Here is a 24,609-nt window from a genome sequence, read left to right on the forward strand (position 1 = left end):
GATTCCTTGGGGGTGCGGGGGGCGGTCGTCAGCCGGCCGCGGGGTGGGCCGGGTCCTGCTGGGTCAGCAGCAGGCCGGCCACCAGCATCGACACGCCGTGGTCCAGGCGGCGCAGCGGCAGGTCGGCGCCCACGTCCTTCTCCAGGCCGCGGACGAGGGCCAGCAGCAGCTCGGCGAACTCGGCGGCGTCGGCGCGCGGCAGCTCCTGGTGCACGGCGGCGGCGAGCTCCTGGCGCAGCGTCGCGTCGAACTCCTGCAGCAGGTCGGCGGTCAGCTGGGCGCTCTCGCCGAGCAACTCCTCGGCGTGCGGCGGGCTCTCCCGGTAGATCCGCAGGACCAGGCCGAGCTTGCAGCCGAGCGCCGCGGCCAGCCGCCGTGCCAGCGGGCCCTCGGCGGCGAGTTCGGCGCGGAAACCGGCCAGGGTCGAGCGCAACAGCCGGTCGGCCAGCCGGTAGAAGGCGTCCTCCTTGTTGCGCACGTACTGGTAGACCGCCGGACGCGACATGCCGGCCCGCCGGGCGATGTCGTCCATGGTGGTGCGCCGGATCCCGTGGACCCGGAAGCACTCGTAGGCCGCTTGGAGGATGGCCTCGATCCGCTCGTCTTCGGACATGCTGACAATAATTGCACAAGATGTCAGAACGTCCAGAAGGGGGTGGTCAGCCGACCGGGGTGAGGACGGCGGCGAAGGCGTCCGGCAGCGCCCGCCAGCCGGGCTCACCGACCACGAGCTCGGCGTCGGTCAGCAGGCAGGAGTCGAGCAGCGCGACGATCCCGGCGACGTCCAGGCCCCGCGCGGTGAAGCTGAGCCGCTGGTTACGGTCGCCGCGCGGCGGGCACGGATCCGGGACGGCACCGGCGGACCAGTGCTCCCAGGCGGCGTCGGGCAGCACGGCGGGCCACGGGCCGCACTCCTCCACGGCCAGGCTCGCACCGGCGGCATCCCAGGCCAGCAGCAGCTCGGGACGGTTGGCCAGCCAGAACCGGCCACGGCTGCGCTGCGCCGCCGGGACCAGCACCTCCAGTGCGCGGTGCAGCCGTTGCGGATGCAGCGGGCGCCGCCGCTGCCAGACCAGGGTGCTGACGCCCGCCTCGTGGCGCTCCTTCGGCAACGCGGCCAGTGCCGGGTTGACCCGATGGCGGGCCGCGCCGAGGTCGAAGCCGGCCAGCGCGGCCCGGATCAGCGCACCGCCGCCGATGGTCACCAGCCGTGCGGTGGAGTGGAGTTGGCGGAGCATGGCGATCCCGGCCCGGAACTCCGAGTCGTCACCGGTGGGGCGACCCAGCGGCGCGCGCGGCACGGCCAAGACGGTGGCGTACTCGATCTGGTGAGCCAACGCCTCGGCCCGGGTCCGGGTGTCCCGGACGCAGCCACCCGGATGACACGCCACCAAGGTCTCCGGCACCGAGAGTTCACCGATCACCCGGAGCGGGTCGACCGCGGTGACCACCCCGGCCAGCTCGATCGACTCGGCCACCCGGCGCCCGCCGACCACGCCCCCGGCGATCAACTCGACCAGCGGGTGCGGATCGCCGCCGCCCCACAACTCGACCACGACTAGCCCGTACTGACCGGCGTCGGCGATCGCCAGCAGCTCGGGCAGCAGGTCCTCGCGCACGGTGCACCCGGCACAGCCGGTGGCCGAGTGCAGCACGGTGGGCGCGAACTCCCCCTCGGCGTCGTGGACCCGACGGGTGACCAGGCCGCCGGCGGCGTCCCACAGCTCGTGGTGGAGCACCACGGCGTCGATGCAACCGGCCAGCAACTCCCCCACCACCCGCCGACGTTCGACCTGATGCAAGCCGGACACCAGCACCACCGGCAGCCTGATCTGCTCGAACACGGACCCCTCCTCGGCTCTCTCGTCGACCGGGGCCACCCTACACTAAATGAAAACGACTTTCATTAGCGATGACTTGCCCCTTACGCGGACCACAGCCCGCCGACGCGATGATGGCCGCGACACGGGTGCGTGGACGCGCGCCGTCGGCCGTGAACCAGGAGGAACGGTGGGGGATTCGGGCGTGGGGGACGTGCTGGGCGGCGGCCGCCCGGGACTGGACGGACCCAAGGAGCGAGGTGAGCGCGGGCGGCGGCGCCCGTTCTGGCAGGAGCTGCCGATCCTCGTCGCGATCGCCCTGGTCCTGGCGCTGGTGATCAAGACCTTCCTGGTGCAGGCCTTCGTCATCCCCTCCGGGTCGATGATGAACACCCTGCGGATCGGCGACCGGGTGCTGGTCGACAAGCTGACCCCGACCTTCGGCGCCGAGCCCTCGCGCGGCGAGGTCGTCGTCTTCCACGACCCGAGCGACTGGCTCAGCGGGGAGCCCGGCGAACAGCCGAGCGGCGACAGCCTGGTGCGCGGCCTGCAGGACGCGCTCGGCTGGATCGGCCTGATGCCGTCACCCAACGAGAAGGACCTGATCAAGCGGGTCATCGCGGTCGGCGGCGACACCATCAGCTGTCATGGCACCGGGCCGGTGTACGTCAACGGCAAGCCGTTGAACGAGCCCTACCTCTACCCCGGCGCGACGCCGTGCGGCGACCGGAACTTCGGGCCGCTCACGGTGCCCGCCAACTCGATCTGGGTGATGGGCGACCACCGCAACGACTCGTGCGACTCCCGCTACCACATGGACGAGCCGGGCGGCGGCGCGGTGCCGGACAGCAAGGTGATCGGACGGGCGATCGTGGTCGCCTGGCCGGTCACGCACTGGAAGACGCTCCCGCTGCCCGCCACCTTCGCTCAGCCCGGGATCGGCGCCCGGGCCACCGGAGCGGTGCCGACCAGCCCCGCGACGCCCCCGCCGCCGGGGGAATGCTGACCGGCCCCACGGCGGCCGGCCTGGTCGGCGCCGTCCCGCCCACCCTGGTGCACCGGCGGCGAGCGCGTTGGCGCGCAGCGCGGCGAGCAGCGGCGGCACGTGGTCCTCGCCGCCGATCGTGAAGTCGAGGATCGCGTCGACGACGGCGCGGGCGATCTCCCCGGCCGTGCCGTCGGTCGCGGTGGCGGCCCAGGCCCTCAGGGTCCGGCCGGCCGCGGCGCACACCCGCATGGTCACCTCGTCCTCCGGACGCTCGGTCAGCTCCAACCGCTCGGCCGGACCCACCCGGGCCTCGAAACCGGTGGCACGGGCGGCGCGAGCCGGACCGATCCACCGCCGGGGGACGGCTACCCGGTGGCGATGCGGATCGGAGGGCGTTCACCGGGGGCGGTGGGCGTGTGGATCGGGCCCTCGGTCCGAGTCAGCCGGTGGCCGGTGCCGCCCCAGCGGGCGGCGATGATCTCGGCGGCGATGGAGACCGCGGTCTCCGCCGGGGTGCGGGCACCGAGGTCGAGGCCGGCGGGGGCGGCGAGCCGCGCCAACTCCTCCTCGCCCAGGCCGGCTTCGCGCAGCCGGGCGAGCCGGTCGCGATGGGTGCGGCGGGAGCCGAGCGCGCCGACGTAGGCGAGCTGCGGCAGCCGCAGCGCGGTGGTCAGCAACGGCACGTCGAACTTGGGGTCGTGGGTCAGCACGGTCACCACCGTGCGATCGTCGAGCCGGCCCGCCGCCGCCTCCTCGGCCAGGTAGTCGTGCGGCCAGCGCACCACGACCTCGTCGGCATGCGGGAAGCGCGCGGCGGTGGCGAACACCGGGCGGGCGTCGCAGACCGTGACCCGGTAGCCGAGGAACGCCCCCAACTCGGCGACGGACGCCGCGAAGTCGATCGCGCCGAAGACCAGCATCCTCGGCGGCGGAACGAACGACCCGACGAACACCGTGACTTCCTCACCCCGGCGCTCACCGGCCGTGCCGTAGCGGCGCGTTGTGGTGGTGCCGTGGTCGAGCAGGCCGCGCACGTCGACGGTGACCGCGCTGTCCAGGGCGGCCGACCCCAGGGTGCCGGCGACGCGGTCCGGCCAGACCACCAGCCGGCGGCCGGGCGTGCCCGGGCCGGACGCCGGGCCGGCCACCGCGGTGGCCACCGCGACCGGCTCGTCCGCCGCCAACGAGGCCATCACGTCCGGGAGTTCGGGGAAGGTCCGGCGGGAGACCGGCTCGACGAAGACCTCCAGGACACCGCCGCAGGTCAGCCCGACCTCGAAAGCGGCCTCGTCGCTCACTCCGTACCTGCGCAGCACCGGGCGGCCGGTGCTCCGGGCCGCCCGCGCCTCCTCGTACACGTCCCCCTCGACGCAGCCGCCCGACACGCTGCCGACCACGACGCCGGACTCCGACACCGCCATCGCCGCCCCGGGCGGGCGCGGCGCGCTGCGGAAGGTGCGGACCACGGTGGCGAGTCCGAAGCTCTCGCCCGCCCGGTACCACGGATACACCTCCGCCAGCACGTCACGCACGACGTCCCCCGCGGGCGCCGCAGCCGGGGCGCCCCCGGCGGCGCAGCCAGCACGCGAGGCCGAGCGCCAGGAGCGCGCCGGCGGCCACCGGAACGAGCCGGCGGAGCAGCGCGCCACGGGCGGCGCCGAGCAGGTCCAGCGGCTCCTGGTCGGCCGGGACGGCCGGCGGCACCACCGCCGCCGGTACCCCGCTCTCGGTCCCGGGCGCTTCCTCGGCCCTCCGGGCCACCGGCCCGCGTTCCGCGGCCAGCCGCTGCTCCAGGCAGTCGACGAACTGGCCCAGCAGCTTCCCGCTGACGTCCTCGACGACCCCCTTGCCGAACTGGGCCGCCTTCCCGGTGACGCTGAGCCGGGTCCCCACCGTCACCCGGGTGCCGTCGCCGTCCGGCGCGAGCCGCGCGGTGATGTGCGCGTCGGCGTTGCCCTGGCCGCGGGTCTCCCGACCGGCGGCCTTGACCCGCACCGTGCGCGCCGCCTCGTCGCGCTCCTCGAAGGAGGCGACGCCCTTGTACTGGACCGTGACCGGCCCGACCCTGACCTTGACGGTCCCGTGGAAGCGCTCCCCCTCGACCTCGGTCAGCTCCGCCCCCGGCATGCAGGGCGCCAGCCGTTCGAGATCGGTGAAGAGCTCCCAGGCCGGTTCCACCGGCAGGCTCACGCGGAACTCGTGGGTGAAGTCCATCCGGACGAGCCTCCTCGCCCCGGAACGCGGATCAGCGCCCCGGATCGCAGCTGAGCCCACCATCGGCGCACCGTCGTTGATCGTCAACGGGAACTTCACCGATCGCTTAAGACCGACCGGCAGATGGCGGGCCGGTCAGCTCCACAGGCTCACGTGCACGGTAGGCCGGAAGTGGCCGACCGGCACGCCGGCCGTCCCGGTCAGCAGACCCTGCACGGCGGCCGGCGTGGTCACGAACCGGCAGAGCGCGGACGCGGTCGGCGAGCGTCGCTCGCCACGCAGCGCGCTGGCCCGCAGCACGCCGTTGACCGGGGTGCCGGGGATGTCCAGCACGGTGAGCGTACCGTGCCGCAGCTGGTCGCGGACCAGGTAGAGCGGCGCGATGGAGAGCCCGTCCCCGGCCGCGGCGGCGTTCAGCGCCGCGGTGGCGCTGGGGAAGATCGACGCGGCGGCGGCGCCGACGCCGTGCCGGGTCAGGAAGGCACCGCCGGGCGTGCCGGGGTCGAGTTCGCCCGGGCCGAGCAGCCAGCGTTCCCGGGACAGCCGGCCGACCGGCAGGTGCAGCCGGCCACCGGCCAGCCGGTCCAGCCCGGGGCCGGCGTGCTGCGGCGAGGCCACCACCACCAGCTGGACGCGCAGGAACGGGATGTGCTCGACCGCCTCCGAGCCGCCGTTCGCCCCCGGGCCGCCGTTCGGTTCGGCGCTCGCGGGACCGATCGCGACGTCGGCCCGCCGGTCCAGCAGCAGCTCGGTGAGGACGGCCGAGGGCACCGCGAGCGTGGTGGTGTCCACGTCCGGCTGCCGGCGGACGAAGGCCTCCAGCAGCGGTGGGACGATCTGCTCGGCGCTCGGCTCGGTGGCGGCCACCCGCAGGTAGGAGGTCTCCGCCCCGGCCTCGCGGACCCGCCGGCGGGTCTCCTCGGCCAGCTCGACGATCTCCGCCGCGCCCGCCGCCAGCCGCCGCCCGCCCGGCGTCAGGGCGATCCCTCCCCTGGCCCGGACGAAGAGCGGGTCGCCCAGCTCCCGGCGGAGCGCACCGATCGCGCCGGAGACCGCGGGCTCACTGACCCGCAGCGACAGCGCCGCCGCCTTGACCGAGCCGAGTCGCGCCACCGCCACGAAGGCCTTGAGTTGCGTGAGGGTCATCGCCACCGCCTCCTGCGGTCACGGGTCCACTCCGATCAGCGGCGGGCGGCTCTTAACCATTCCCTTCAGTCGCCGTTGACCCGGGCGACCACCGGGGCGACAGTGCGCTCGTGCCTCGGTACCGCCCGGCACCGACAGCGGGCCGCGATCCTTCAGGAGGCCGCCGTGCAGGTTCCCGCGTCATTCGAGTACCGGCGCGCCGAGAGCGTGGAGGACGCGCTCGCGCTGCTGGAGCGGTTCGGGGAGGAGGCCCGGGTCATCGCCGGCGGACACAGCCTGCTGCCGATGATGAAGCTGCGGCTGGCCCGGCCCGAGTTGTTGATCGACATCAACGACCTGCACGAGCTGGACTACCTGCGGCTGGAGGGCGGCGAGCTGCGGATCGGCGCGCTGACCCGGCACCGCGACCTGCTGGAGTCCGAGCTGGTCGGCCGGCACTTCCCGATCTTCCACGACGCCGAACGGGTGATCGCCGACCCTCCGGTCCGCAACCGCGGCACCATCGGCGGCTCGCTCTGCCAGGCCGACCCGGCGGAGGACCTCGCCGCGGTCTGCGCCGCGGTGCGCGCGCTCGCCGTGGTGCTCGGCCGGGGCGGGCGGCGCGCGGTGCCGATGGACGAGTTCTACCGCGGCCCGTACGAGACCGTGGTGGGGGCCGGCGAGATGCTGGTGGAGGTCCGGGTGCCGATCCGGGCGAACGCCGGCAGCGCCTACCGCAAGGTCGAGCGCAAGGCCGGGGACTGGGCCGTGGCGGCGGCGGGCGCCGCGCTCGCACTGGACGACGGCGGCCGGATCGGCTGGGCGGGCATCGGGCTCGCCGCGGTCAGCACGTCGATGGTCGGCTACCGACGGGCCGAGCAGGCGCTACTCGGCCGGGAGCCGTCCGAGCCGGCCTTCGCCGAGGCCGGCCGGATCGCCGCCGAGGACTGCGATCCGCTCACCGACACCCGGGGCACCGAGGCGTACAAGCGGCACCTGGCCGGCGAGCTCACCCTGCGGGCGCTGACCAGGGCCGCCGAGCGGGCCGCCGCGGCAGTTGGAGAGGACGGCTGACGATGCAGGTCACCATCAACGTCAACGGCGAGGACCGGACCGCCGAGGTGGAGGCCCGGCACCTGCTGGTGCGCTTCCTCCGTGACGACCTCGGCCTGACCGGCACCCACTGGGGTTGCGACACCAGCAACTGCGGCACCTGCGTGGTGCTCTTCGACGACGAGCCGGTCAAGAGCTGCACCGTGCTGGCCGCCATGGCGGACGGCCACCAGGTACGCACCGTGGAGAGCCTGGAGACGGCCGACGGCCTCGACCCGGTCCAGCAGGGGTTCATCGAGCAGCACGGGCTGCAGTGCGGCTTCTGCACACCGGGCATGCTGCTGACCGCCCGCGCGCTACTGGACCGCGATCCCGACCCGTCGGAGCAGCGGATCCGCGAGGCGATCTCCGGTCAACTCTGCCGATGCACCGGCTACTTGAACATTGTCCGGGCCGTCCAGTGGGCCGCCCGCCACCCGAAGCCGGCCGGCACCACCCAGGCCGCGGGGAGCACACCGTGAGCACCGTTCGGCGGACCGCGCCGGACGTTGACCGGGCCGAGGCCGAACGCCCCATCGGCTACGGGCGGTTGAAGCGCAAGGAGGATCCGCGGTTCGTCCGCGGCAAGGGCCACTACGTCGACGACGTGCGGCTGCCCGGGATGCTGCACGGCGCCGTGCTGCGCAGCCCGCTCGCGCACGCCCGGATCGTCTCGATCGACACCTCGGCCGCCGAGTCGCACCCGAAGGTCCGCGCGGTGATCACCGGCGCGACCCTGGAGGGGCTCGGCCTGGCCTGGATGCCGACCCTGTCGATGGACACCCAGGCCGTGCTGGCCACCGACAAGGTGCGCTTCCAGGGCCAGGAGGTGGCCTTCGTGGTGGCCGACGACCACTACGCGGCGCGCGACGCGATCGAGCTGATCGACGTCGAGTACGAGCCCCTGCCGCCGGTGATCAACGCCCGGCACGCGCTGGACACCGACGCCCCGGTGATCCGGGACGACCAGGAGGGCCGCACCGACAACCACATCTTCGACTGGGAGGCGGGCGACGAGGAGGCCACCAACGCGGCCTTCTCCCGGGCCGAAGTGGTGGTCGCGCAGGACATGCTCTACCCGCGGGTGCACCCCGCGCCGCTGGAGACCTGCGGCTGCGTCGCGGACCTGGACCCGGTCGACGGCAAGCTCACGCTCTGGTCCACCACCCAGGCGCCGCACGCCCACCGCACCCTGTACGCGATGGTCGCGGGGTTGCCGGAGCACAAGATCCGGGTGATCTCGCCGGACATCGGCGGCGGCTTCGGCAACAAGGTCGGCATCTACCCGGGCTACGTCTGCGCGGTGGTGGGCTCGATCCTCACCGGGAAGCCGGTGAAGTGGGTGGAGGACCGCTCCGAGAACCTGATGAGCACCTCCTTCGCCCGCGACTACCACATGCACGGCGAGATCGCCGCGACCGCGGACGGCCGGATCCTCGCCGTCCGGGTCAAGGTGCTGGCCGACCACGGCGCGTTCAACGGGACCGCCCAGCCCACCAGGTACCCGGCCGGCTTCTTCCACATCTTCACCGGCTCCTACGACATCGAGGCCGCGCACTGCGGGGTCACCGGCGTCTACACCAACAAGGCGCCCGGCGGGGTCGCGTACGCCTGCTCGTTCCGGGTCACCGAGGCGGTCTACCTGATCGAGCGGATGGTGGACTGCCTGGCCGACGAACTGGCCATGGACCCAGCCGAGTTGAGGATGAGGAACCTGCTTCGCCCGGAGCAGTTCCCGTACCTGAACAAGACCGGCTGGGAGTACGACTCCGGCGACTACCCGACCTGCCTGCGCAAGGCGCTGGACCTGGCCGGGTACGAGGCGCTGCGGCGCGAGCAGGCCGAGCGGCGGGCCCGCGGCGAACTCATGGGCGTCGGGCTGTCGTTCTTCACCGAGACGGTCGGTGCCGGGCCGCGCGAGCAGATGGACATCCTCGGCCTGGGCATGGCCGACGGCTGCGAACTGCGGGTCCATCCGACCGGCAAGGCGGTGGTGCGGCTGAGCGTGCAGACCCAGGGGCAGGGCCACGAGACGACCTTCGCCCAGATCGTCGCCGAGGAGCTGGGCATCCCGCCGGAGGACATCGAGGTGGTGCACGGCGACACCGACCAGACGCCGTTCGGGCTCGGAACCTACGGCAGCCGCTCGACGCCGGTCTCCGGCGCCGCGGCGGCGGTGGTGGCCCGCAAGGTCCGGGACAAGGCGCGGCTGATCGCGGGTGCCATGCTGGAGGTGGCCCCGGACGACCTGGAGTGGGAGAAGGGCCGCTGGTTCGTCAGGGGCGACCCCACCGCGGCGAGGACCATCCAGGAGATCGCGCTCGCCGCGCACGGCTCGCTGCAGCTGCCCGAGGGCGTGGAGGGCCACCTGGAGGCCACCACGGTCTACAACCCGCCCAACCTCACCTACCCGTACGGGGCGTACGTCTGCGTGGTCGACGTCGACCCGGGCACCGGCGAGGTCAAGGTGCGCCGGTTCATCGCGGTCGACGACTGCGGCACCCGGATCAATCCGATGATCATCGAGGGGCAGGTGCACGGCGGCCTCGCCGACGGGGTCGGCATGGCGCTGATGGAGATCATCAGCTTCGACGAGGACGGCAACTGCCTCTCCGGATCCTTCATGGACTACCTGCTGCCCACCGCGCTGGAGGTGCCCGCCTGGGAGCTGGACCACACCGTCACGCCCTCGCCGCACCACCCGATCGGCGCCAAGGGCATCGGCGAGTCCGCGACGGTCGGCTCGCCCGCCGCGGTGGTCAACGCGGTGCTGGATGCCATCGGGGTCCGGCACGCCGACATGCCGCTCACCCCCGGACGGGTCTGGCAGGCGATGCACGGAGGTGTGGAGGCACCGCAGTGAGCGAGCACACCGCGCTGGAGCAGCGGATGGCCGACCTGAGCGCGGCTCAGGTGCCCTTCGTCAAGGCCACCGTGGTGCGCGCGCTGCATCCGACCAGCGCGCACCCCGGGGATCTCGCGCTGGTGCTGGAGGACGGCCGGATCGAGGGCTTCGTCGGCGGGGTCTGCGCCGAGTCGACGGTCCGGCTGCAGGCGCTGCGGGTGCTGCGCAGCGGGGAGTCGCTGCTGCTGCGGATCTCTCCCGACGCGCCGGAAGCGCGGGCGTCGGGGGGCGGGGACGGGACCCTGCTGGTGGCCAACCCCTGCCTGTCCGGTGGGGAGTTGGAGATCTTCCTGGAGCCGCGGCGGCCCGCGCCGGTGGTCCTGGTGCTCGGTGACACGCCCATCGGCCGGGCATTGGTCGCGCTGGGCGGCGGGCTCGGCTACGACGTCCGCGCCGTCGCCCCCGAGGAGGTCGCGCCGGAGGGGCTGGCCGAGGTCGCGGCGGTCGTGGTCGCCTCGCACGGGCGGCACGAGGAGCCGGTGCTGACCGTCGCCACGCGGGCCAAGGTGCCGTACGTGGCGCTGGTGGCCAGCCGGCGCCGCGGCGCCGCGGTGCTGGCCGGCCTGCGCCTCACGGACGAGGAGCGGGCCCGCGTCCACACGCCGGCCGGCCTGTGGATCGGCGCCCGGACGCCCGGGGAGATCGCGGTGTCGATCCTGGCCGAACTGGTGGCCTCGCGGCACGCCGTCGCGGTGCACGGCGGGGTCGCCGCGCGACCGGTCGGATCCGTCGAGCCGGCCACGGCCCTCGACCCCGTGTGCGGGATGGCCGTGGCGATCGTGCCGGACACCCCGTCCTCCGACGCCGGCGGCCACCGGCACTGGTTCTGCTCCACCGGCTGCCGCGACCGCTTCGAGGCGGCGGCGCCCCGCGTCGCGCCGGCGTCGCCTTGGGGGTACCCCCGGCCGAAGGCTGGGGGAGGGTACCCCCGGCCGAAGGCCGAGGGAGCGTCGTGACCGAGGACGTCCGGGTCGAAGCGGCGGAGGCCGCCCGTGCGGCCGTCGTCCGGGCCGCGCCGGATCCGCGGACCCTGCACGCGGCCCTGGACACCACCGGCTACCTCACCGACACCGGCCTGACCACCGCGCTCTACCTCGCGCTGCGGCTGCCCCAACCGCTGCTGCTGGAGGGAGAACCGGGCGTCGGCAAGACCGAGGCGGCCCGGGCCCTGGCCACCGTGCTCGGCAGCCCGCTGATCCGGCTGCAGTGCTACGACGGGCTGGACGCGGCGGAAGCGCTGTACGAGTGGAACTACCCCCGCCAGCTGCTCAGCATCCGGCTCGCCGAGAGCCGTGGGGTGACGCTGGCCGAGGCCGACCTCTTCTCCGACGACTTCCTGCTGCGTCGCCCGGTGCTGGCCGCGCTGACCCATCCGGGGCCGGCCCCCGCGGTGCTGCTGATCGACGAGATCGACCGGGCCGACGACGACTTCGAGGCCTTCCTGCTGGAGGTGCTGGCGGAGGCCAGCGTCACCATCCCCGAGCTGGGGACGGTCCGCGCCGCCGTGGCGCCGGTGGTCGTGCTCACCTCCAACCGGACCCGGGACCTGCACGACGCGCTCAAGCGTCGCTGCCTCTACCACTGGATCGACTACCCCGACACCGAGCGGGTGGTGGAGATCGTGCGCCGCCGGGTCCCCGGCACGGCGCCCTCGCTGGCGGCCGAGGTGGCGGCCGCCGTGCGGCGGCTGCGGACGCTGGAGGTCCAGAAGCCGCCCGGGATCGCCGAGAGCATCGACTGGGTGTCGGCGCTCACCCTGCTCGGGGTGGAGCGACTGGACCCCGAGGCCGCGGACCAGACCCTCGGCGTCCTGGTGAAGTACCGGGAGGACCACGACCTGGTCCGGGACCGCGGCCTGGCCTGGCTGGTCGGGAAGCCCGAGGACTGAACCGCCGATGTCCGAGCCGTCCCCGCCGCCGTCCTTCGACCGGCCCGCGTTCGCCGCCCGGTTCGGCGCTGCGCTGCACCGGGCGGGCGTGCCGGTCACCCCCGAACGCTCGGCGCGTTTCCTCGACGCGCTGCGGCTGCTGCCACCGGTGGATCTGGCGACGCTGTACTGGGCCGCCCGGCTGGCCTTCGTCACCGGCCGGGAGCAGATCGAGCCGTTCGACCGGGTCTTCGGCCTGGTCTTCGGCGGCGCGGCCGACCCGGCCGACCGCCGGGGCTCCCCCGACAACCCACCGCTGCCCGGCCTGGCACCGAGCCCGGGCGCGCCCCCGGCCACCTCCCCGTCGTCCTCGCGGTCGTCCTCGCGGTCGTCCACCCCGCCGCGGCCGAGCGGCGGCGCGCGGCCGGAGACCGTGGACGAGCCGGGCGAGCGACCGAGCGGCACCGGCACCCGGCGGCTGGCCGGCAGCAGCGCCGAGGTCCTCGCCCACCGGGACTTCGGCAGCTTCGGGCCCGGCGAGCTGGCCGAGCTGGACCGGCTGCTCGACACCCTGGTGATCAGCGTTCCGCTGCGCCGCACCCGCCGCCGCGAGGCCGACCCCGGGGGCCGTCGCATCGACCTGCGCCGGAGCCTGCGGCGCAGCCTGCGCACCGGCGGGGAGACCGTCCGGCTGGCCCGCTCGCACGGCCGGCTGCGGTGCCGGCCGCTGGTGCTGCTGTGCGACATCTCCGGCTCGATGGAGCCGTACACCCGGGTCTACCTGCGGTTCTTCGCCCGGCTCTGTTCACGGCCGGGCGGTGGCGACCTCCCCGGCCGAAGGCTGCGGAAGGGGGGCACAGAGATCTTCGTCTTCGCCACCCGACTCACCCGGCTGACGCCCGTGTTGCGGCACACGGCCCCGGACGCGGCGCTGCGCCGGGCCGGGCGGACCGCGCCGGACTGGTCCGGCGGCACCCTGATCGGCCGCTCGCTGGCGGAGTTCACCAACCGGTACGGGCGGCGCGGGATGGCCCGGGGGGCGGTGGTGGTGATCTTCTCCGACGGCTGGGAGGGCGCGGACCCGGCGGCCGTGGGCCGGGAGACCGCCCGGCTGGGCCGGCTCGCACACCGGGTGGTCTGGGTCAACCCGCGCAAGGCCGCGCCCGGTTACGCCCCGCTCGCCGGCGGGATCGCGGCTGCGCTGCCGCACTGCGACGCGTTCGTGAGCGGGCACAGCCTGGCGGCGATGAGCGAGGTCTTCGAGGCGATCGGCGGGTCGGCCGGCAGGCGCCGCTGACCGGTCGCCGGTCGCTACGGCTGCCGGGCGGGCGGGGGTCCCGGCTTGGGCCACCGAGCCGGCGACCGGGCGCGCACCTCCCCGGCCGCGCGACGGGGGGCGGGCAGCTCGTCCCGGCCGTGCTCAACTCGCCGACCGCACCGGGGTGGTGGACCGGTCACTCGCGTGCGGTGCTCGCCCTTGGAGCAACCTGCGTGACCGGCAGGAGAGTTACGACTCCCGGCCCGCCAGCCCCGCGCCCTCAGCCCCGCGGACGCCCAACTGGCCCCAAGTGGCGGCGAGTCAGGGCATCAGGTGCGGGATCACCGGACCAGCAGGGCGATCGTCAGGAACAACCCCACGAAGAGGGCCAGGAGCAGCAGACCGAGCCGGGACCCACCGCCGACCCGACCGCCGCAGCCGAGGGTCCAGCCGGAGCCGCCGTCGCCGGCCTGGTCCTGGTGGTGATGGCCACCGTGATGGCCGTGGTGGCCGCCGTAGTCGCCGCCGTGGTGGCCGCCACCGAAGCCGCCGCCGCTGTGACCGTCCATCACGTACCCCCGTGGATAGGTTCGGTGTGAACAGCTTCTCACGGGCCGGCCCGGCCGTACCTCAGGAGAACCTCTGGCGGTGGCGTTCCGCCCTCGGGGCCCGCCGGTGCCTATGCTGCCCCGAGGAGCGGCGGGGCGGTGTCCGGGCGAGCGGCCCCGCCGGGCGGGGGCCGGGACGGCGATCAGGGCAACGGATCCGCACGACGGAGCAGGAGGTGACCAGGGTGAGCCTCGCCACCCTTTCGAAGACCGCTTGGCAGCATGTCCGGTCCGCCGGCGAGACGGTCTGGCGCCGGGGCCGGGAAATCGAACTGCTGCACCGGTCGATGGCGTTCGCCGCGCTCTGCTTCGTCACGCTGATCCCCCTGCTGGTCGTGATCGCCGCCGCCTCGCCCGCCCGCGGCGGCGGCATCGCCGACTGGATCGCCGACGGCCTGGGCCTGCCCAAGAACTCCGCCCGGGCGGTGCGCCAGCTGTTCGCCTCCCGGCACGAGATCGTCAGCACCACCACCGGCTTCAGCCTGGCGGTGCTCGCGGTCTTCGGTCTCTCGCTGATCGCCGCCGTACAGAACGCCTACGAGCGGATCTGGCAGCTGCGGGCCGGTCCCTGGCACACCGTCTGGCGCCAGGCGATCGCGCTGGCCGGGGTGATCGGGTACATCCTGGTGGTCGCCTGGAGCGGCCTGCCCTGGGAGCACACCCCCGTGCAGCCCGCCCTGCGCGCGTTCGCCGCGTTGATCGGCGGCGTGCTGCTGTTCTGGTGGCTGCAACGGTTCCTGCTCGGCTCGCGCATCCCGTGGCACCGGATACTGCCCGGCGCGTTGGCCACCGTGCTGGCCCTGGCCGGCCTGCGGTTCTTCTCCGAGCTGGTGTTCGCGCCGCTGATCGTCTCCGACGCCGTCACCTACGGGCCGGTGGGCACGGTCCTGATCGTCCAGTCCTGGCTGATCGGCGTCGGGTACTGCGTCTACGGCGGGGCACTGGCCGGCCACGGGGTGGACGCGGCGGCGGAGCACCGGCGTCGGGCGGCCCATCCGGAGGAGCCCCCCGCGGAGTTCTGACCGCCGGCGGGGTCAGAACTCCGCGTCGCGGGCCAGCAGTGCGGCCTGCACCCGGTTCTCGCACTCCAGCTTGGCCAGGATCCGGCTCACGTAGGTCTTCACCGTGCCCTCGCTCATGTGCAGCCGGCCGCCCACGTCGGCGTTGGAGAGACCCTCGCCGAGCAGGTCGAGGACCTCGCGCTCGCGGCCCGTGAGCGCGGCCAGCCGCCGCCTGGCCTGCTCGCCGCGGCCGGTGGCCGGACCGGCCGCGAGGCTGTCCACGACGTGCCGGGTCGCGGCGGGCGACAGGAAGGCGTGGCCCTCGGCCGCCGCCCGGACCGCCTGGATCAGCTCGCCGGGCGCGCTGTCCTTGAGCAGGAAGCCCGCCCCGCCCGCGGTGACCGCGCGCAGCACGTTCTCCCGCTCGCCGAAGGTGGTCAGGATCAGCGCCCGCGCGCCGGGGACCACCCGCGGCAGCTCGACGAGCGCCGCCAGGCCGTCCAGCACCGGCATCTGGATGTCCAGCAGCACCACGTCCACCGCGTGCACCCGGGCCAGGTCGAGCGCCTCCCGGCCGTTGGCGGCCTCGGCCACCACGTCGATGTCGTCGGCCGAGGTGAGGATGAGCCGGATCCCGGCGCGGATCAGCGGCTCGTCGTCGGCGACGAGGACTCGGATCACTGCTCGGCCTCCTGGCTGTGCTTTCGTACGGATGCACCGGAGCCTGTCTGACAGTCCGAGCGCCGGGCGCTGATCCGACGCGAATTGTCAGACAGGCCCTAGGCACGATAGTGCACCTTTTCGACCAGCACGCCGTCGCGGAAGCAGAGCCGGTCCGCGTAGTCGCCGTCGGCCGGCTCGCCGGCGAAGGGCTCCGAGGAGTACCACCGGCAGGAGGCCCCGGCCGGGATCGCGGGCCCCTGGTCGCGGTAGCCGCTGGTGACGAAGTCGCTGCCGCGCGGCAGCCGGGCTCGCACCTCCGCCTCCGGCCGGCCCACCTCCAGCGAGTCGTACACGCCACGTCCCAGCGTCGCGTCGTCGATCGACCGCACCAGCGTGTACCCGCCGAAGCCGAGCAGCACCAGCAGGGCCACCCCCACCGTGCCGACCACCACCGCGCAGCCGAGCGCCGGGCTGCGCCGGGCCGGGACGGGCGGTGGCGGCGGCTGCGGGAGGTCGGGGTCGTCGCCGGGCGGGCGGCCACTCCCCTGGTACGGCAGCACGCCGGCGAGCCGGAAGCCGCCGTCCGGGGTGGGGCCGCTGTGCACCATGCCGCCGAGCAGCCGGGCCCGCTCACGCAGGCCGGTCAGCCCCTGGCCGCCGCTGACCACCGGTCCCGGCCCGGGTTCCGCGGCCGGCGCGTTGACCACCTCGACCAGCAGCGCGTCCGGCTCGTAGCGCAGCGCGACGCTGATCGGGGCGGTCGGGGCGTGCTTGTGGGCGTTGGTGAGGGCCTCCTGGACGATCCGGTACGCGGCGTGGCCGGTGGCGGCGGCCAGCGGGCGGACGTCGCCGGAGCGGGTCAGCTCGACGGCGGTCCCGGCGGCCCGGGAGGCGTCGGTGAGCCGTTCGATCGCCGCCACACCGCCGGCCACCCCGGTGTCGGCCGACGCCGCGTTGAGCCCGCCCGGCTCCGGTCCGACCGCGCCCTTCGCCCCGGCCAGGCCGACCGCGCTGTCGTCGCGCAGCAGACCCACCGTCTCGCGCAGCTCACGCATCGCGGTCACCGCGCTCTGCCGCAGCACGGCCACCCCTTCGCGCTGGCGGTCGGTCAGCGTGCGGTCCACCTCCAGCGCGCCGGTGTGCACGGCGATCAGCGCGAGCTGGTGGCCGAGGCTGTCGTGCATGTCCTGGGCGATCCGGTGACGCTCCCGCAGCCGGGCCTGGTGGGTGATCATGGCGCGCTCGCGCAGCAGCTGCTCGTTGCGCTCCCGCAGGGTGGTGAGCAGGGTCTGGCGCTGTGCGCGGTAGCGGCCGAGCACGGCCGGCAGCACGACGGACAGCAGGAAGAAGGCCAGGTTGAGGGTGAGGACGCCGGTGACCGGCAGGTGGTCGAGGTTGCGGAAGAGCGCGGTCAGCACGGTCAGCCCGAAGGTGCCGAGGCCGGCCAGGACCAACCGCCAGGTCCGCTCCGTCCGGTAGCCGGCCGACCAGGCGGCCAGCAGGACGACCGGGCCGATGCCGCCGAAGGCACCGGCGGCGGCCGCGGCGACCAGCAGCGTGGTCAGCGGCAGCCCGCGCCGGAGCAGCTGGAGCAGGGCGGCGGCCGTGCCGACGGTGAGCGCGCCGGCCAGGCCGACCTGGTCGGTCAGTCCGATCAGACCGCCCAGCACACCGATCCCGAGTGCCGCCGCGCCCTCGCGCAGGCAGGCCCGCCTGTCCCAGGGGCCGGGCAGCGCCCGCTCCCGGATCGCCGTCCACGCCTCCGCCGTCCTCACCATTCGGGCGAGGCTATCCGGAGGCGTCCCGCCGGCACCGCTGCCTTTGGTCGCGAACCGGTACGACGAAAGTCCCTGAATCGCCCGGAGTGATCGTCGTCAGGGACGGCGGCCGGGCGCTGCCCCGTAGAGAAGGCCGACAGGACCTCCCGGCGCTCTCGCCGTCACTCCTTCGAGTGGCCACGGCGAGGCGTGCCACCGCCGCTGGCACTGTGAGCCGGAAGGTGCACCGAAGTGCGCTGTGGACAACGGACCCTCAGGAGCCCCATGAAGCCGTCCCCTACTCCGGTGTGGAGGTCCCGGCGGTCCGGGTTCCCCCTCACGCCGGCCGCCCTGCTGCTCTGCGTCGCCGGGGTCAGCTACAACGACTGGGTCCTGGAGTACTTCCTGCCCACCGGCCTGGACCCGCGGCACTCGTACGTCAGCGAGCTGTACGCGGCGGACCAGCCGTTGCGTGGGCTGTTCGGCGCGATCGAGATCAGCACCGCGACCGCGGTGATCCTGGGCGCGCTGCTCGCCCGGCGCACGGCACCGGGTCGGCTCGCCGCGCTCGGGTGGTGGGCGCTGGTGGGGTTCGGCGCCTGCTCGGTGGCCGACGTGCTGCTGCCGATGAGCTGCGCGCCCTCGATCGAACGCGGCTGCGAGGCCGTGCACCCGTGGCACACGGCGACCAGTGCGCTGGTCCACTTCATGCTCTTCGCCTCGATGGCCCTGCTGATCCGCGCGTCGACCGCCCCCGCGCGCTACCTGCCGCCGGTCGCCCGCTGGGGTCGCTGGGTACTGCCGACCGCCATGGTGTCCGCCATCGCCACGGTGGGTCCGTTGCTCGGCCACCCGGGCTGGCAGGGCGTCCCGCAGCGGATCCACCTGCTGCTGGCGGGATCCTGGCTGGTCCTGCTGGGCACCGGCCTGCCACGCCCGGCCGCGCTGCCGGCGGCCACGCGGGCGCCGTCGGGGTAGTGCGGCCGGGGTGGTGCCGCCGGGGCTCAGCGCGCGGGGCCGTCCGAGCGGCGCCGCTGGTCCGCGGCAACGTCATCCGCGACACCGTCACCTCGTACAACTTCGGGCTCTACACCGACTTCGGAGCCGCCTGGGTGACCGTGCGGGACAACATCGTCCTCCGCGGCGACACCCCGGTCGTGCTGCGGGTGACGCCGCCGCTGGAGAACGTCGCCTTCCTCGGCAACTTCTGGGACGACCGCCCGGCCGACTACGACAACCCGCCGAGCGGAGTCCGTCTGGAGGGGAACACCGTGCTGCCGAAGGACGACTTCGAGCGGGTACTGGCCGCCGACCCCGCTGCCGCGCGCATCCTGGCCGGCGCCGGCCGGGGCACCGCCCCCGGGGAGCGCTGGCCGGGGGGCGTGATCCTCTCAGCCGACCGGGGCCAGCAGCTCCACCAACTCGGCGTGCCGGCCGGCCGCGGCGGCCAGGAAGCCGGTCGCGGACGGGGTCCAGGGGGCACCGCTCGGGTCGGTCACCAGGGCGCCGGCCTCGGCGGCGACCAGGGCGCCGGGCAGCAGGTTGGCCGCGTCCAGGCCGTACTCCCAGAAGGCGTCCAGGTGGCCCGAGCCGACCTGGGCGAGTTGCAGCGCGGCAGGCCCCAGGTTGCGGACCGCCAGGGCCGCACCCATCACCAGTGGCAGCGAGGCCCCGAAGCGACGCAGCGCGGCGGGGTCGCCGGCGGCGGACGGGGGCTGGCCCTGGGCGACCACGGCGGCCGACAGCGCGCGCTCGGAAGGCCGGATCGGCCGCCCGTTCAGCCGGGCGCCGGCGCCGCGCACCGCGCTGAAGGTGTGGCCGACGGTGGGCGCGTGCACCACCGCGAGCACCGCCTCGCCGCCCCGCAGCAGGGTCGCGGTGACCGCCCAGTGCGGCAGCCCGAGCAGGTACTGCACGGCGCCGTCGGTGGCGTCGCAGAGCCACCACTCGCCGCTCCGCGGCAGCTCGGTGTCCAACTCGTCGGTCACCCAGCCCGCCTCGGGGCGCAGCGCGGAGAGCCGTTCGCGAAGCAGGGCCGAGACCGGTCCGTCGAGGGCCGCGAAGGCGGCCATCGCCTCCGCGCGGGTGCGGGCGGCCAGCGGCTGGTCGCTCTGCCGCCGGCTCAGGTGGTCGCCGGCCGCGCGGACGGCCGCGACGACGCCGGCCAGCAGCTCGGCCTGCCCGCCCGCCCAGGCGTACGACTCGTGAGTGGTCTCCATGATGATCCCGGTCCTTCCGTTGGTTCGGTGCTGACGTGCACAGGAGTACCGTGCGGCGAGGGATTCACGTCGAGGGAGCCGCTCTTGTGGCGGAGATCGGACAACCATGCGGATCGGGACGGCGGATTCGGCCGTACTGCTGGACCTGTTGGACCGCCGACTGGTCTGCGCGCTGCAGGTGGACGGGCGGGCCGAACCGGGGCGGCTCGCCGAGGTGCTGGGGGTCTCGGTGCGGACGGTCACCCGGCGCCTCGCCCGGCTGCGGGAGACCGGGGTGCTGAAGGTGGTGCTGATGGACCGGGTGGCGGACGAGGCGGTGGGGGCGCTGCTGCTGCGGGTGCGGGTGCTGCGCGGGCGGGTGGAGACCATCGCGGACGCGCTGGCGGCCCGCCCGGACATCCCGTTCGTCGACATCATGCTCGGCGGGGAGGAGGTCAGCGCGGTCGCGCTGACCGACCGCGACGGGCGGGACCGGCTGCTGCACCGTCAGCTGCCGGGCACCACCGCGGTGGTGGAGACCACCGTGCACTCGGTGCTGCACCTGTTCGCGGACGCCGGCCAGTGGCGCGGCGGCTGGCTGACCGAGCAGGAGGCGGCGGCGCTCGCACCCGCGCCGCCGAGCACCCCGCCGCCGCCGCCGGACGAGCTGGACCAGCGGCTGCTGGCCCGGCTGGCCGGTGACGCCCGGCTGTCCGCGGCGGCGCTGGCGGCGGAGACGGACGCGCCGGAGTCGACCGTCCGGCGCCGGCTGCACCGGCTGGCCGCGGGCGGGCTGCTGCGCACCCACGCGACGGTCGATCCACGGCTGTTGGGCATGCCGGTGGACGCGAACCTGTGGCTGGAGGTGCCGCCGGGGCGGCTGGCCGAGGCCGGGCGGGTGCTGGCGGCGGATCCGCGGGTGCACGGGGTGGTGGCCTGCAGTGGGCCGGCGAACCTGATGGCCGCGGTCTTCTGCGTGGACTACGAGGAGCTCTACCGGTTCACCACCGAGCTGCTCGGCCCGCTCGGGGTGCACCGGGTGGAGACCGCGATCGTGGGACGGGCGGTGAAACGGGCCGGCACCCGGCTCGTCGCGCCCGGCGCCGCCCGAACGGGCGGCCGACCGCCTCGCGAGGGTCGGTCGGGCACGGCCTGGGCTGGGGCCCGTGCAGGAGAGTGAACGCGAAGACGGCGCGCTGCGGGTGCTCGTGGTGGAGGACGACCCCGGGGATCGCCTGTTCCCTGGTGCGCGGGCTGGAGCGGGCGGGCTACCGGGCGCTGTGCGTGGCGAGCGGCCGGACGGCACTGCCCGTCTCCCCGCCGCCGGCGGTCGTGCTGCTGGACCTGGGGCTGCCCGACATGGACGGGGCGGAGGTCTGCCGGCTGCTGCGCCACCGCTCCGACATGGTGATCATCGTGGTGACCGCCCGAGGCGAGGAGGGCGACCGGGTGGCCGCCCTCGACGACGGCGCGGACGACTACCTGGTCAAGCCGTTCGGGCTGGCCGAGCTGCTGGCCCGGATCCGCGCGGTGCTGCGCCGCTCCCGCCGGGCGGCGGTTGCGCGGCGGTGTTCGACGCGACGCCGCGGGTGCTCGCGAGCACCCCGTGCGACGGCGCCACGGGCACCGCCGGCACCGACCTGGCTCGTGCTTCGCTGGCCCGGGTCGCGACCCGAACCGCTGAGCACGGGCGGCAGCTGACCGTGGCAGTGCCGGTCGGGGACACCGACCGGCCGGTCGGCGCGGCGGTGCTGGTCCGGTCCGCGGACCCGTCGAACTACCGGATCACGGCCGTCTGGAGCTGGCTCGCCCTGATCGGGGCCGGCGGGCTGGCCGCCGGGGCGCTGGTCTCGGTGCGGCTGGCGCGCTGGGTCGGCAGCCCACTGCGGGCGGTCGACGAGGCGGCGCAGCGGCTGGACGAGGGCGCGCTGGAGGTGCGGGCGCCGGCCGGGTGTGGTCCGCAGGAGGTGCGCCGGCTGGCCGCCACCTTCAACACCATGGCCGCCCGGACCGAGGCGCTGCTGCACGGCCACCGGACCGTGATCGCGGATGTCTCGCACCAGTTGCGGACCCCGCTGGCCGCGCTGCGGCTGCGGCTGGACCTGCTGGCCGCCGACACCGACGACGAGACGGCGGCCGAACTGGCCGGCGCGCAGGAGGAGATCGCCCGGCTGTCGCGGATGGTGGACGGGCTGCTCGCCGTGGCCCCGGCCGAAAGCACGGTGCCGCAACCGGAGTCGGTGCGGGTGACCGAGGTGGTCGCCGAGCGGGTGGCGGCCTGGGAGCCGGTCGCCGCCGAACGGAACGTCGAACTCGCCGACGTCTGCGCCGAGCAGGCCACCGTCTTCCTCAACCCCGGTGACCTGGAACAGGTGTTGGACAATCTGCTGGCGAACGCGCTGGAGGCGGTTCCCGAGGGCGGCCGGGTCAGTGTCGGGTCGGCGCCGGCGCCCAACGCGGCCGGGCCCGGGGCGGTGCGGCTGCGGGTGGCCGACAACGGCCCGGGCATGACCGCCCGGGCTCGCGAGGCGGCCTTTCGCCGGTTCGGCGACCCGGAGGCCCGCGGCAGCGGGCTGGGCCTGGCCGTCGTGCACCGGCTGGTGACCGCCAACGGCGGTGCGGTCGAGCTGGACCGGACACCGGGCGGTGGCCTGACCGTGCTGCTGGACCTGCCGGGGGCCCGGCGAGCGCGGTCCTGAACCGTGTCCTGGGACGCGACCCGGCTCACCGCCACGGTCGGCGCGGTCCTGCTGTTGCTCCACGCGGCCCGGTCCGCGGCGGGCCGGTGCTCCGGTGGTCGGCGGTGGCCCGCCTCACTCCGGGGCCCCGGGCGGGCGGAACAGCACGCCGAGCCCGTCCGTCAGGGGCAACTCCTCCCGGGGGACCACGACCAGGTCCGCGCCGGTGGCCACCACCGCGCGGATCAGCGCCGCGTCGGCCGGCTCCGGCCAGCAGGACTTCACCCCTCTTGCCAGCAACTCATCAGCAGAAAGCGCGAGTTGACGAGGAGTCAGACTCACCCAGAGCTTCCGGGAGAGGTCCATCGGGTCGTTGACCAGCAGGGCCTCGGCCCGGCCGGCGCGCAGCGCGTCGACGACGGCGGCGAGGCCCTCCGCCGGCCCGGGGCCGACCGACCGCTGGGCGAGGAACCGCTCCAGGCGGGCCCGGTCGGCGGCCGCCAGCCGGCCGTGGAACAGCTGGTCCAGCTCGTCCTCCAGCAACGCGCGGCCGGGCTCGGCCGACCGGCCCGGGCTCGCCAGCCCGACGACCAGGTCGCTTACCGTTGGCGGGAGTTGGTGGTGGATGAGCTCGCGCGCCGAGCGGTCGCCGGCCAGCACGACGGCCTCCGCCCCGCTCTCGGCGGCCAGTTCGGCCAGTTCGCCGGCGATCCGGGCGGCGGCCGGCCGCCGCTCCCCCCGCGGGAGCGGGCGGTGGGCCCACTCCTCGGCCGCGACCCGGGTGGTCGGCCAGCGCCCGGCCTGGATGTCGACGGCCGGCTCGTCCTCGCGCACCACGACGGCCACGTACGGGATGTCCGGGGCGTGCTGGAGGGCCAGCGGCATCGCGTCGGGCAGCATGGTGAACCGGGTGGTGTCGCGTGGTGGCACCGCGGGCAGTTCCTCGAACAGCGCGAGCTTCCCGCGGGCCGCGAAGATCGCCTGACCGTGCCGCCCGGGCACGTCGCGGTCCGCGCCGACCAGGTGGGTCACCGCGCCCCTGGTGGCGGGATCGACGCCCTGCGCCAGCAGATCCTGTCGCACCTGCCGCAGCCGGAGCCCGATCGCCCGCTCCGGGTCACCGGACTCGCTCGAGGTGTCCAGGTAGGTACAGGCGAACGGCCCCTGCCGGGCGTACAGCGGACTGAGAAAGGTGAGTTTCACGGCGGCCTCCCGGGAGACGTCCACCCCCCTCGTCCCATCATCGCCCGCGACGGGCCCGGCGGACCGGCGGACCATGGAGGGGTGGCCCGCCCACCCCCGAGGAGTCCACCATGACCACCACGCGACCCGCCGCGCTGGAGACCACCGCCTGGGTGGTCGAGCGGCCCGGCCCGATCGCCTCGTCCCCGCTGCGCCGGCTCCACCGCCTGGTGCCGGCCCCCGGACCGCAGGAGCTGCTGGTCGAGGTGTCCGCCTGCGGGGTGTGCCGCACCGACCTGCACCTGGCCGAGGGCGACCTGGCACCCCGGGTGCCGGCCTGCACGCCCGGGCACGAGGTGGTCGGCCGGGTACTGGACACCGGGTCGGAGGTCCGGGACTTCACGCCGGGCGACCGGGTCGGAGCGGCCTGGCTGGCGGGCACCTGCGGCGTCTGCGGCTACTGCCGGACCGGCCGGGAGAACCTCTGCCCGGCCTCCCGCTACACCGGCTGGGACCTGCACGGCGGTTACGCCCGACACCTGCTCGCCGACGCCCGGTACGTCTACCGGCTGCCCGAGGGCCCGCCCGACGAGGAGCTGGCCCCGCTGCTCTGCGCCGGGATCATCGGCTACCGGGCGCTGCAACGGGCCCAGCTGCCACCCGGCGGCCGGCTCGGCGTCTACGGCTTCGGCGCCTCCGCGCACCTCACCGCCCAGCTCGCGCTCGCCCGGGGCGCCACCGTGCACGTCCTCACCCGGGCCGCGGAGGCCCGCCGGCTCGCCCTGGAGCTGGGTGCCGCCTCGGCGGGCGACTCCTACGACCCGCCGCCCGAGCCGCTGGACGCGGCGATCCTGTTCGCCCCGGTCGGGGACCTGGTCCCGGTGGCGCTGGCCGCGCTGGACCGTGGCGGCACGCTGGCCGTGGCCGGCATCCACCTCACCGACATCCCGGTGCTCAACTACCAGCGGCACCTCTTCGAGGAGCGCACGCTGCGCAGCGTCACCGCCAACACCCGCGCCGACGGCCGCACCTACCTCGCCGAGGCCTCCCGCACCCGCCCCCAGGTGCACGTCCGCCGCTATCCGCTGGAGCGGGCCGACGCCGCGCTCGCCGACCTCGCGGCCGACCGGATCACCGGGGTCGCGGTGCTGCTGGCCGAGTCACCCGGACGAGTGCCGGTCCGGCCGCCGGGCGACCGGAAGTCTTGCGGTCCGACCCCGCCACTGACCGAATAAATATTGACGATTTTGCAT

Annotated in this window: 23 protein-coding genes; 13 read left to right on the forward strand and 10 right to left on the reverse strand. The window is 75.0% G+C overall.

Features of this window, described 5'->3' with window-relative positions; all coding sequences use genetic code 11:
• Positions 1 to 28 precede the first annotated feature (28 nt).
• Positions 29 to 613 (reverse strand): TetR/AcrR family transcriptional regulator, encoded by a 585-nt coding sequence (locus tag ACZ38L_RS18895; protein ID WP_465694275.1) that lies wholly within the window; start codon positions 611 to 613, stop codon positions 29 to 31.
• Positions 614 to 659: 46 nt separating this feature from the next.
• Positions 660 to 1,844, reverse strand: a complete 1,185-nt coding sequence (locus tag ACZ38L_RS18900; RefSeq protein WP_465694276.1) for a CobW family GTP-binding protein — start codon at positions 1,842 to 1,844, stop codon at positions 660 to 662.
• 181 nt (positions 1,845 to 2,025) lie between these two features.
• Between ACZ38L_RS18900 and lepB the strand changes: the two genes are divergently transcribed.
• Positions 2,026 to 2,826: a signal peptidase I gene (gene lepB, locus ACZ38L_RS18905; protein ID WP_465694277.1), complete on the forward strand. Its 801-nt coding sequence runs from the start codon at positions 2,026 to 2,028 to the stop codon at positions 2,824 to 2,826.
• A 347-nt stretch (positions 2,827 to 3,173) separates the two neighbouring features.
• Here the strand turns inward: lepB and ACZ38L_RS18910 are convergent, their stop codons facing one another.
• The 3 genes from ACZ38L_RS18910 to ACZ38L_RS18920 all read right to left on the reverse strand — a co-directional run bounded on the left by ACZ38L_RS18910 (position 3,174) and on the right by ACZ38L_RS18920 (position 6,168).
• On the reverse strand, positions 3,174 to 4,340 hold the full coding sequence (locus tag ACZ38L_RS18910; RefSeq protein ID WP_465694278.1) for an XdhC family protein: 1,167 nt from the start codon (positions 4,338 to 4,340) through the stop codon (positions 3,174 to 3,176).
• Positions 4,333 to 5,022, reverse strand: a complete 690-nt coding sequence (locus tag ACZ38L_RS18915; protein WP_465694279.1) for an SRPBCC family protein — start codon at positions 5,020 to 5,022, stop codon at positions 4,333 to 4,335. Before ACZ38L_RS18915 ends, ACZ38L_RS18910 begins: the two co-directional genes overlap by 8 nt.
• 135 nt (positions 5,023 to 5,157) lie before the next feature.
• Positions 5,158 to 6,168 carry a LysR family transcriptional regulator gene (locus ACZ38L_RS18920; protein WP_465694280.1) on the reverse strand — a complete coding sequence of 337 codons (1,011 nt, stop codon included), beginning with the start codon at positions 6,166 to 6,168 and terminating at the stop codon, positions 5,158 to 5,160.
• Positions 6,169 to 6,333: 165 nt separating this feature from the next.
• On the opposite strand from ACZ38L_RS18920, the gene ACZ38L_RS18925 reads away from it, so the two are divergent.
• Genes ACZ38L_RS18925 through ACZ38L_RS18950 form a run of 6 tightly spaced genes read left to right on the forward strand, consistent with a single transcriptional unit; the run spans position 6,334 to position 13,308 of the window.
• Positions 6,334 to 7,221, forward strand: a complete 888-nt coding sequence (locus ACZ38L_RS18925) for an FAD binding domain-containing protein (RefSeq protein ID WP_465694281.1) — start codon at positions 6,334 to 6,336, stop codon at positions 7,219 to 7,221.
• Positions 7,222 to 7,223: 2 nt separating this feature from the next.
• Complete coding sequence (locus ACZ38L_RS18930) at positions 7,224 to 7,721, forward strand: (2Fe-2S)-binding protein (RefSeq protein ID WP_465694282.1); 498 nt, start codon at positions 7,224 to 7,226, stop codon at positions 7,719 to 7,721.
• The gene (locus tag ACZ38L_RS18935) at positions 7,718 to 10,102 is read left to right on the forward strand and encodes an aerobic carbon-monoxide dehydrogenase large subunit (RefSeq protein ID WP_465694284.1); all 2,385 of its coding nucleotides are present in this window, start codon (positions 7,718 to 7,720) and stop codon (positions 10,100 to 10,102) included. The genes ACZ38L_RS18930 and ACZ38L_RS18935 overlap by 4 nt, the downstream gene beginning before the upstream one ends.
• Positions 10,099 to 11,100 carry an XdhC family protein gene (locus tag ACZ38L_RS18940; protein WP_465694289.1) on the forward strand — a complete coding sequence of 334 codons (1,002 nt, stop codon included), beginning with the start codon at positions 10,099 to 10,101 and terminating at the stop codon, positions 11,098 to 11,100. Before ACZ38L_RS18935 ends, ACZ38L_RS18940 begins: the two co-directional genes overlap by 4 nt.
• Positions 11,097 to 12,032: an AAA family ATPase gene (locus ACZ38L_RS18945; protein WP_465694294.1), complete on the forward strand. Its 936-nt coding sequence runs from the start codon at positions 11,097 to 11,099 to the stop codon at positions 12,030 to 12,032. The genes ACZ38L_RS18940 and ACZ38L_RS18945 overlap by 4 nt, the downstream gene beginning before the upstream one ends.
• Before the next feature lie 7 nt (positions 12,033 to 12,039).
• Positions 12,040 to 13,308, forward strand: coding sequence for a vWA domain-containing protein (locus tag ACZ38L_RS18950; protein ID WP_465694298.1), 1,269 nt, complete (start codon positions 12,040 to 12,042; stop codon positions 13,306 to 13,308).
• A 302-nt stretch (positions 13,309 to 13,610) separates the two neighbouring features.
• Here ACZ38L_RS18950 and ACZ38L_RS18955 read toward each other — a convergent pair whose 3' ends face one another.
• Positions 13,611 to 13,838 carry a hypothetical protein gene (locus tag ACZ38L_RS18955; RefSeq protein ID WP_465694303.1) on the reverse strand — a complete coding sequence of 76 codons (228 nt, stop codon included), beginning with the start codon at positions 13,836 to 13,838 and terminating at the stop codon, positions 13,611 to 13,613.
• 215 nt (positions 13,839 to 14,053) lie between these two features.
• Between ACZ38L_RS18955 and ACZ38L_RS18960 the strand changes: the two genes are divergently transcribed.
• The gene (locus ACZ38L_RS18960) at positions 14,054 to 14,899 is read left to right on the forward strand and encodes a YhjD/YihY/BrkB family envelope integrity protein (RefSeq protein ID WP_465694305.1); all 846 of its coding nucleotides are present in this window, start codon (positions 14,054 to 14,056) and stop codon (positions 14,897 to 14,899) included.
• A 12-nt stretch (positions 14,900 to 14,911) separates the two neighbouring features.
• Here ACZ38L_RS18960 and ACZ38L_RS18965 read toward each other — a convergent pair whose 3' ends face one another.
• Entirely contained in the window at positions 14,912 to 15,559 is a 648-nt protein-coding gene (locus tag ACZ38L_RS18965; protein WP_465694310.1) for a response regulator, read from the reverse strand.
• Positions 15,560 to 15,657: 98 nt separating this feature from the next.
• Entirely contained in the window at positions 15,658 to 17,319 is a 1,662-nt protein-coding gene (locus tag ACZ38L_RS18970; RefSeq protein WP_465694314.1) for a sensor histidine kinase, read from the reverse strand.
• 264 nt (positions 17,320 to 17,583) lie between these two features.
• Between ACZ38L_RS18970 and ACZ38L_RS18975 the strand changes: the two genes are divergently transcribed.
• The gene (locus ACZ38L_RS18975; RefSeq protein WP_465694316.1) at positions 17,584 to 18,276 is read left to right on the forward strand and encodes a DUF998 domain-containing protein; all 693 of its coding nucleotides are present in this window, start codon (positions 17,584 to 17,586) and stop codon (positions 18,274 to 18,276) included.
• Between the two features lie 413 nt (positions 18,277 to 18,689).
• Here the strand turns inward: ACZ38L_RS18975 and ACZ38L_RS18980 are convergent, their stop codons facing one another.
• On the reverse strand, positions 18,690 to 19,517 hold the full coding sequence (locus ACZ38L_RS18980; protein ID WP_465694320.1) for an inositol monophosphatase family protein: 828 nt from the start codon (positions 19,515 to 19,517) through the stop codon (positions 18,690 to 18,692).
• A 106-nt stretch (positions 19,518 to 19,623) separates the two neighbouring features.
• On the opposite strand from ACZ38L_RS18980, the gene ACZ38L_RS18985 reads away from it, so the two are divergent.
• From ACZ38L_RS18985 to ACZ38L_RS18995, 3 genes are read left to right on the forward strand one after another with little or no spacing between them, the layout of a single operon-like run.
• Positions 19,624 to 20,676, forward strand: coding sequence for an Lrp/AsnC family transcriptional regulator (locus tag ACZ38L_RS18985; RefSeq protein ID WP_465694323.1), 1,053 nt, complete (start codon positions 19,624 to 19,626; stop codon positions 20,674 to 20,676).
• Positions 20,673 to 21,197, forward strand: a complete 525-nt coding sequence (locus ACZ38L_RS18990; RefSeq protein WP_465694326.1) for a response regulator transcription factor — start codon at positions 20,673 to 20,675, stop codon at positions 21,195 to 21,197. Before ACZ38L_RS18985 ends, ACZ38L_RS18990 begins: the two co-directional genes overlap by 4 nt.
• 2 nt (positions 21,198 to 21,199) lie before the next feature.
• A complete protein-coding gene (locus tag ACZ38L_RS18995; protein WP_465694330.1) occupies positions 21,200 to 22,195 on the forward strand; it encodes a sensor histidine kinase in 996 nt (331 codons plus the stop codon).
• 114 nt (positions 22,196 to 22,309) lie between these two features.
• Here ACZ38L_RS18995 and ACZ38L_RS19000 read toward each other — a convergent pair whose 3' ends face one another.
• Positions 22,310 to 23,377, reverse strand: a complete 1,068-nt coding sequence (locus ACZ38L_RS19000) for a baeRF2 domain-containing protein (RefSeq protein WP_465694334.1) — start codon at positions 23,375 to 23,377, stop codon at positions 22,310 to 22,312.
• A gap of 110 nt (positions 23,378 to 23,487) precedes the next feature.
• Between ACZ38L_RS19000 and ACZ38L_RS19005 the strand changes: the two genes are divergently transcribed.
• Positions 23,488 to 24,591 carry a zinc-dependent alcohol dehydrogenase family protein gene (locus ACZ38L_RS19005; RefSeq protein ID WP_465694338.1) on the forward strand — a complete coding sequence of 368 codons (1,104 nt, stop codon included), beginning with the start codon at positions 23,488 to 23,490 and terminating at the stop codon, positions 24,589 to 24,591.
• The last annotated feature ends 18 nt before the right edge of the window (positions 24,592 to 24,609 follow it).

This window comes from Kitasatospora sp. NPDC024654, from assembly GCF_055559155.1.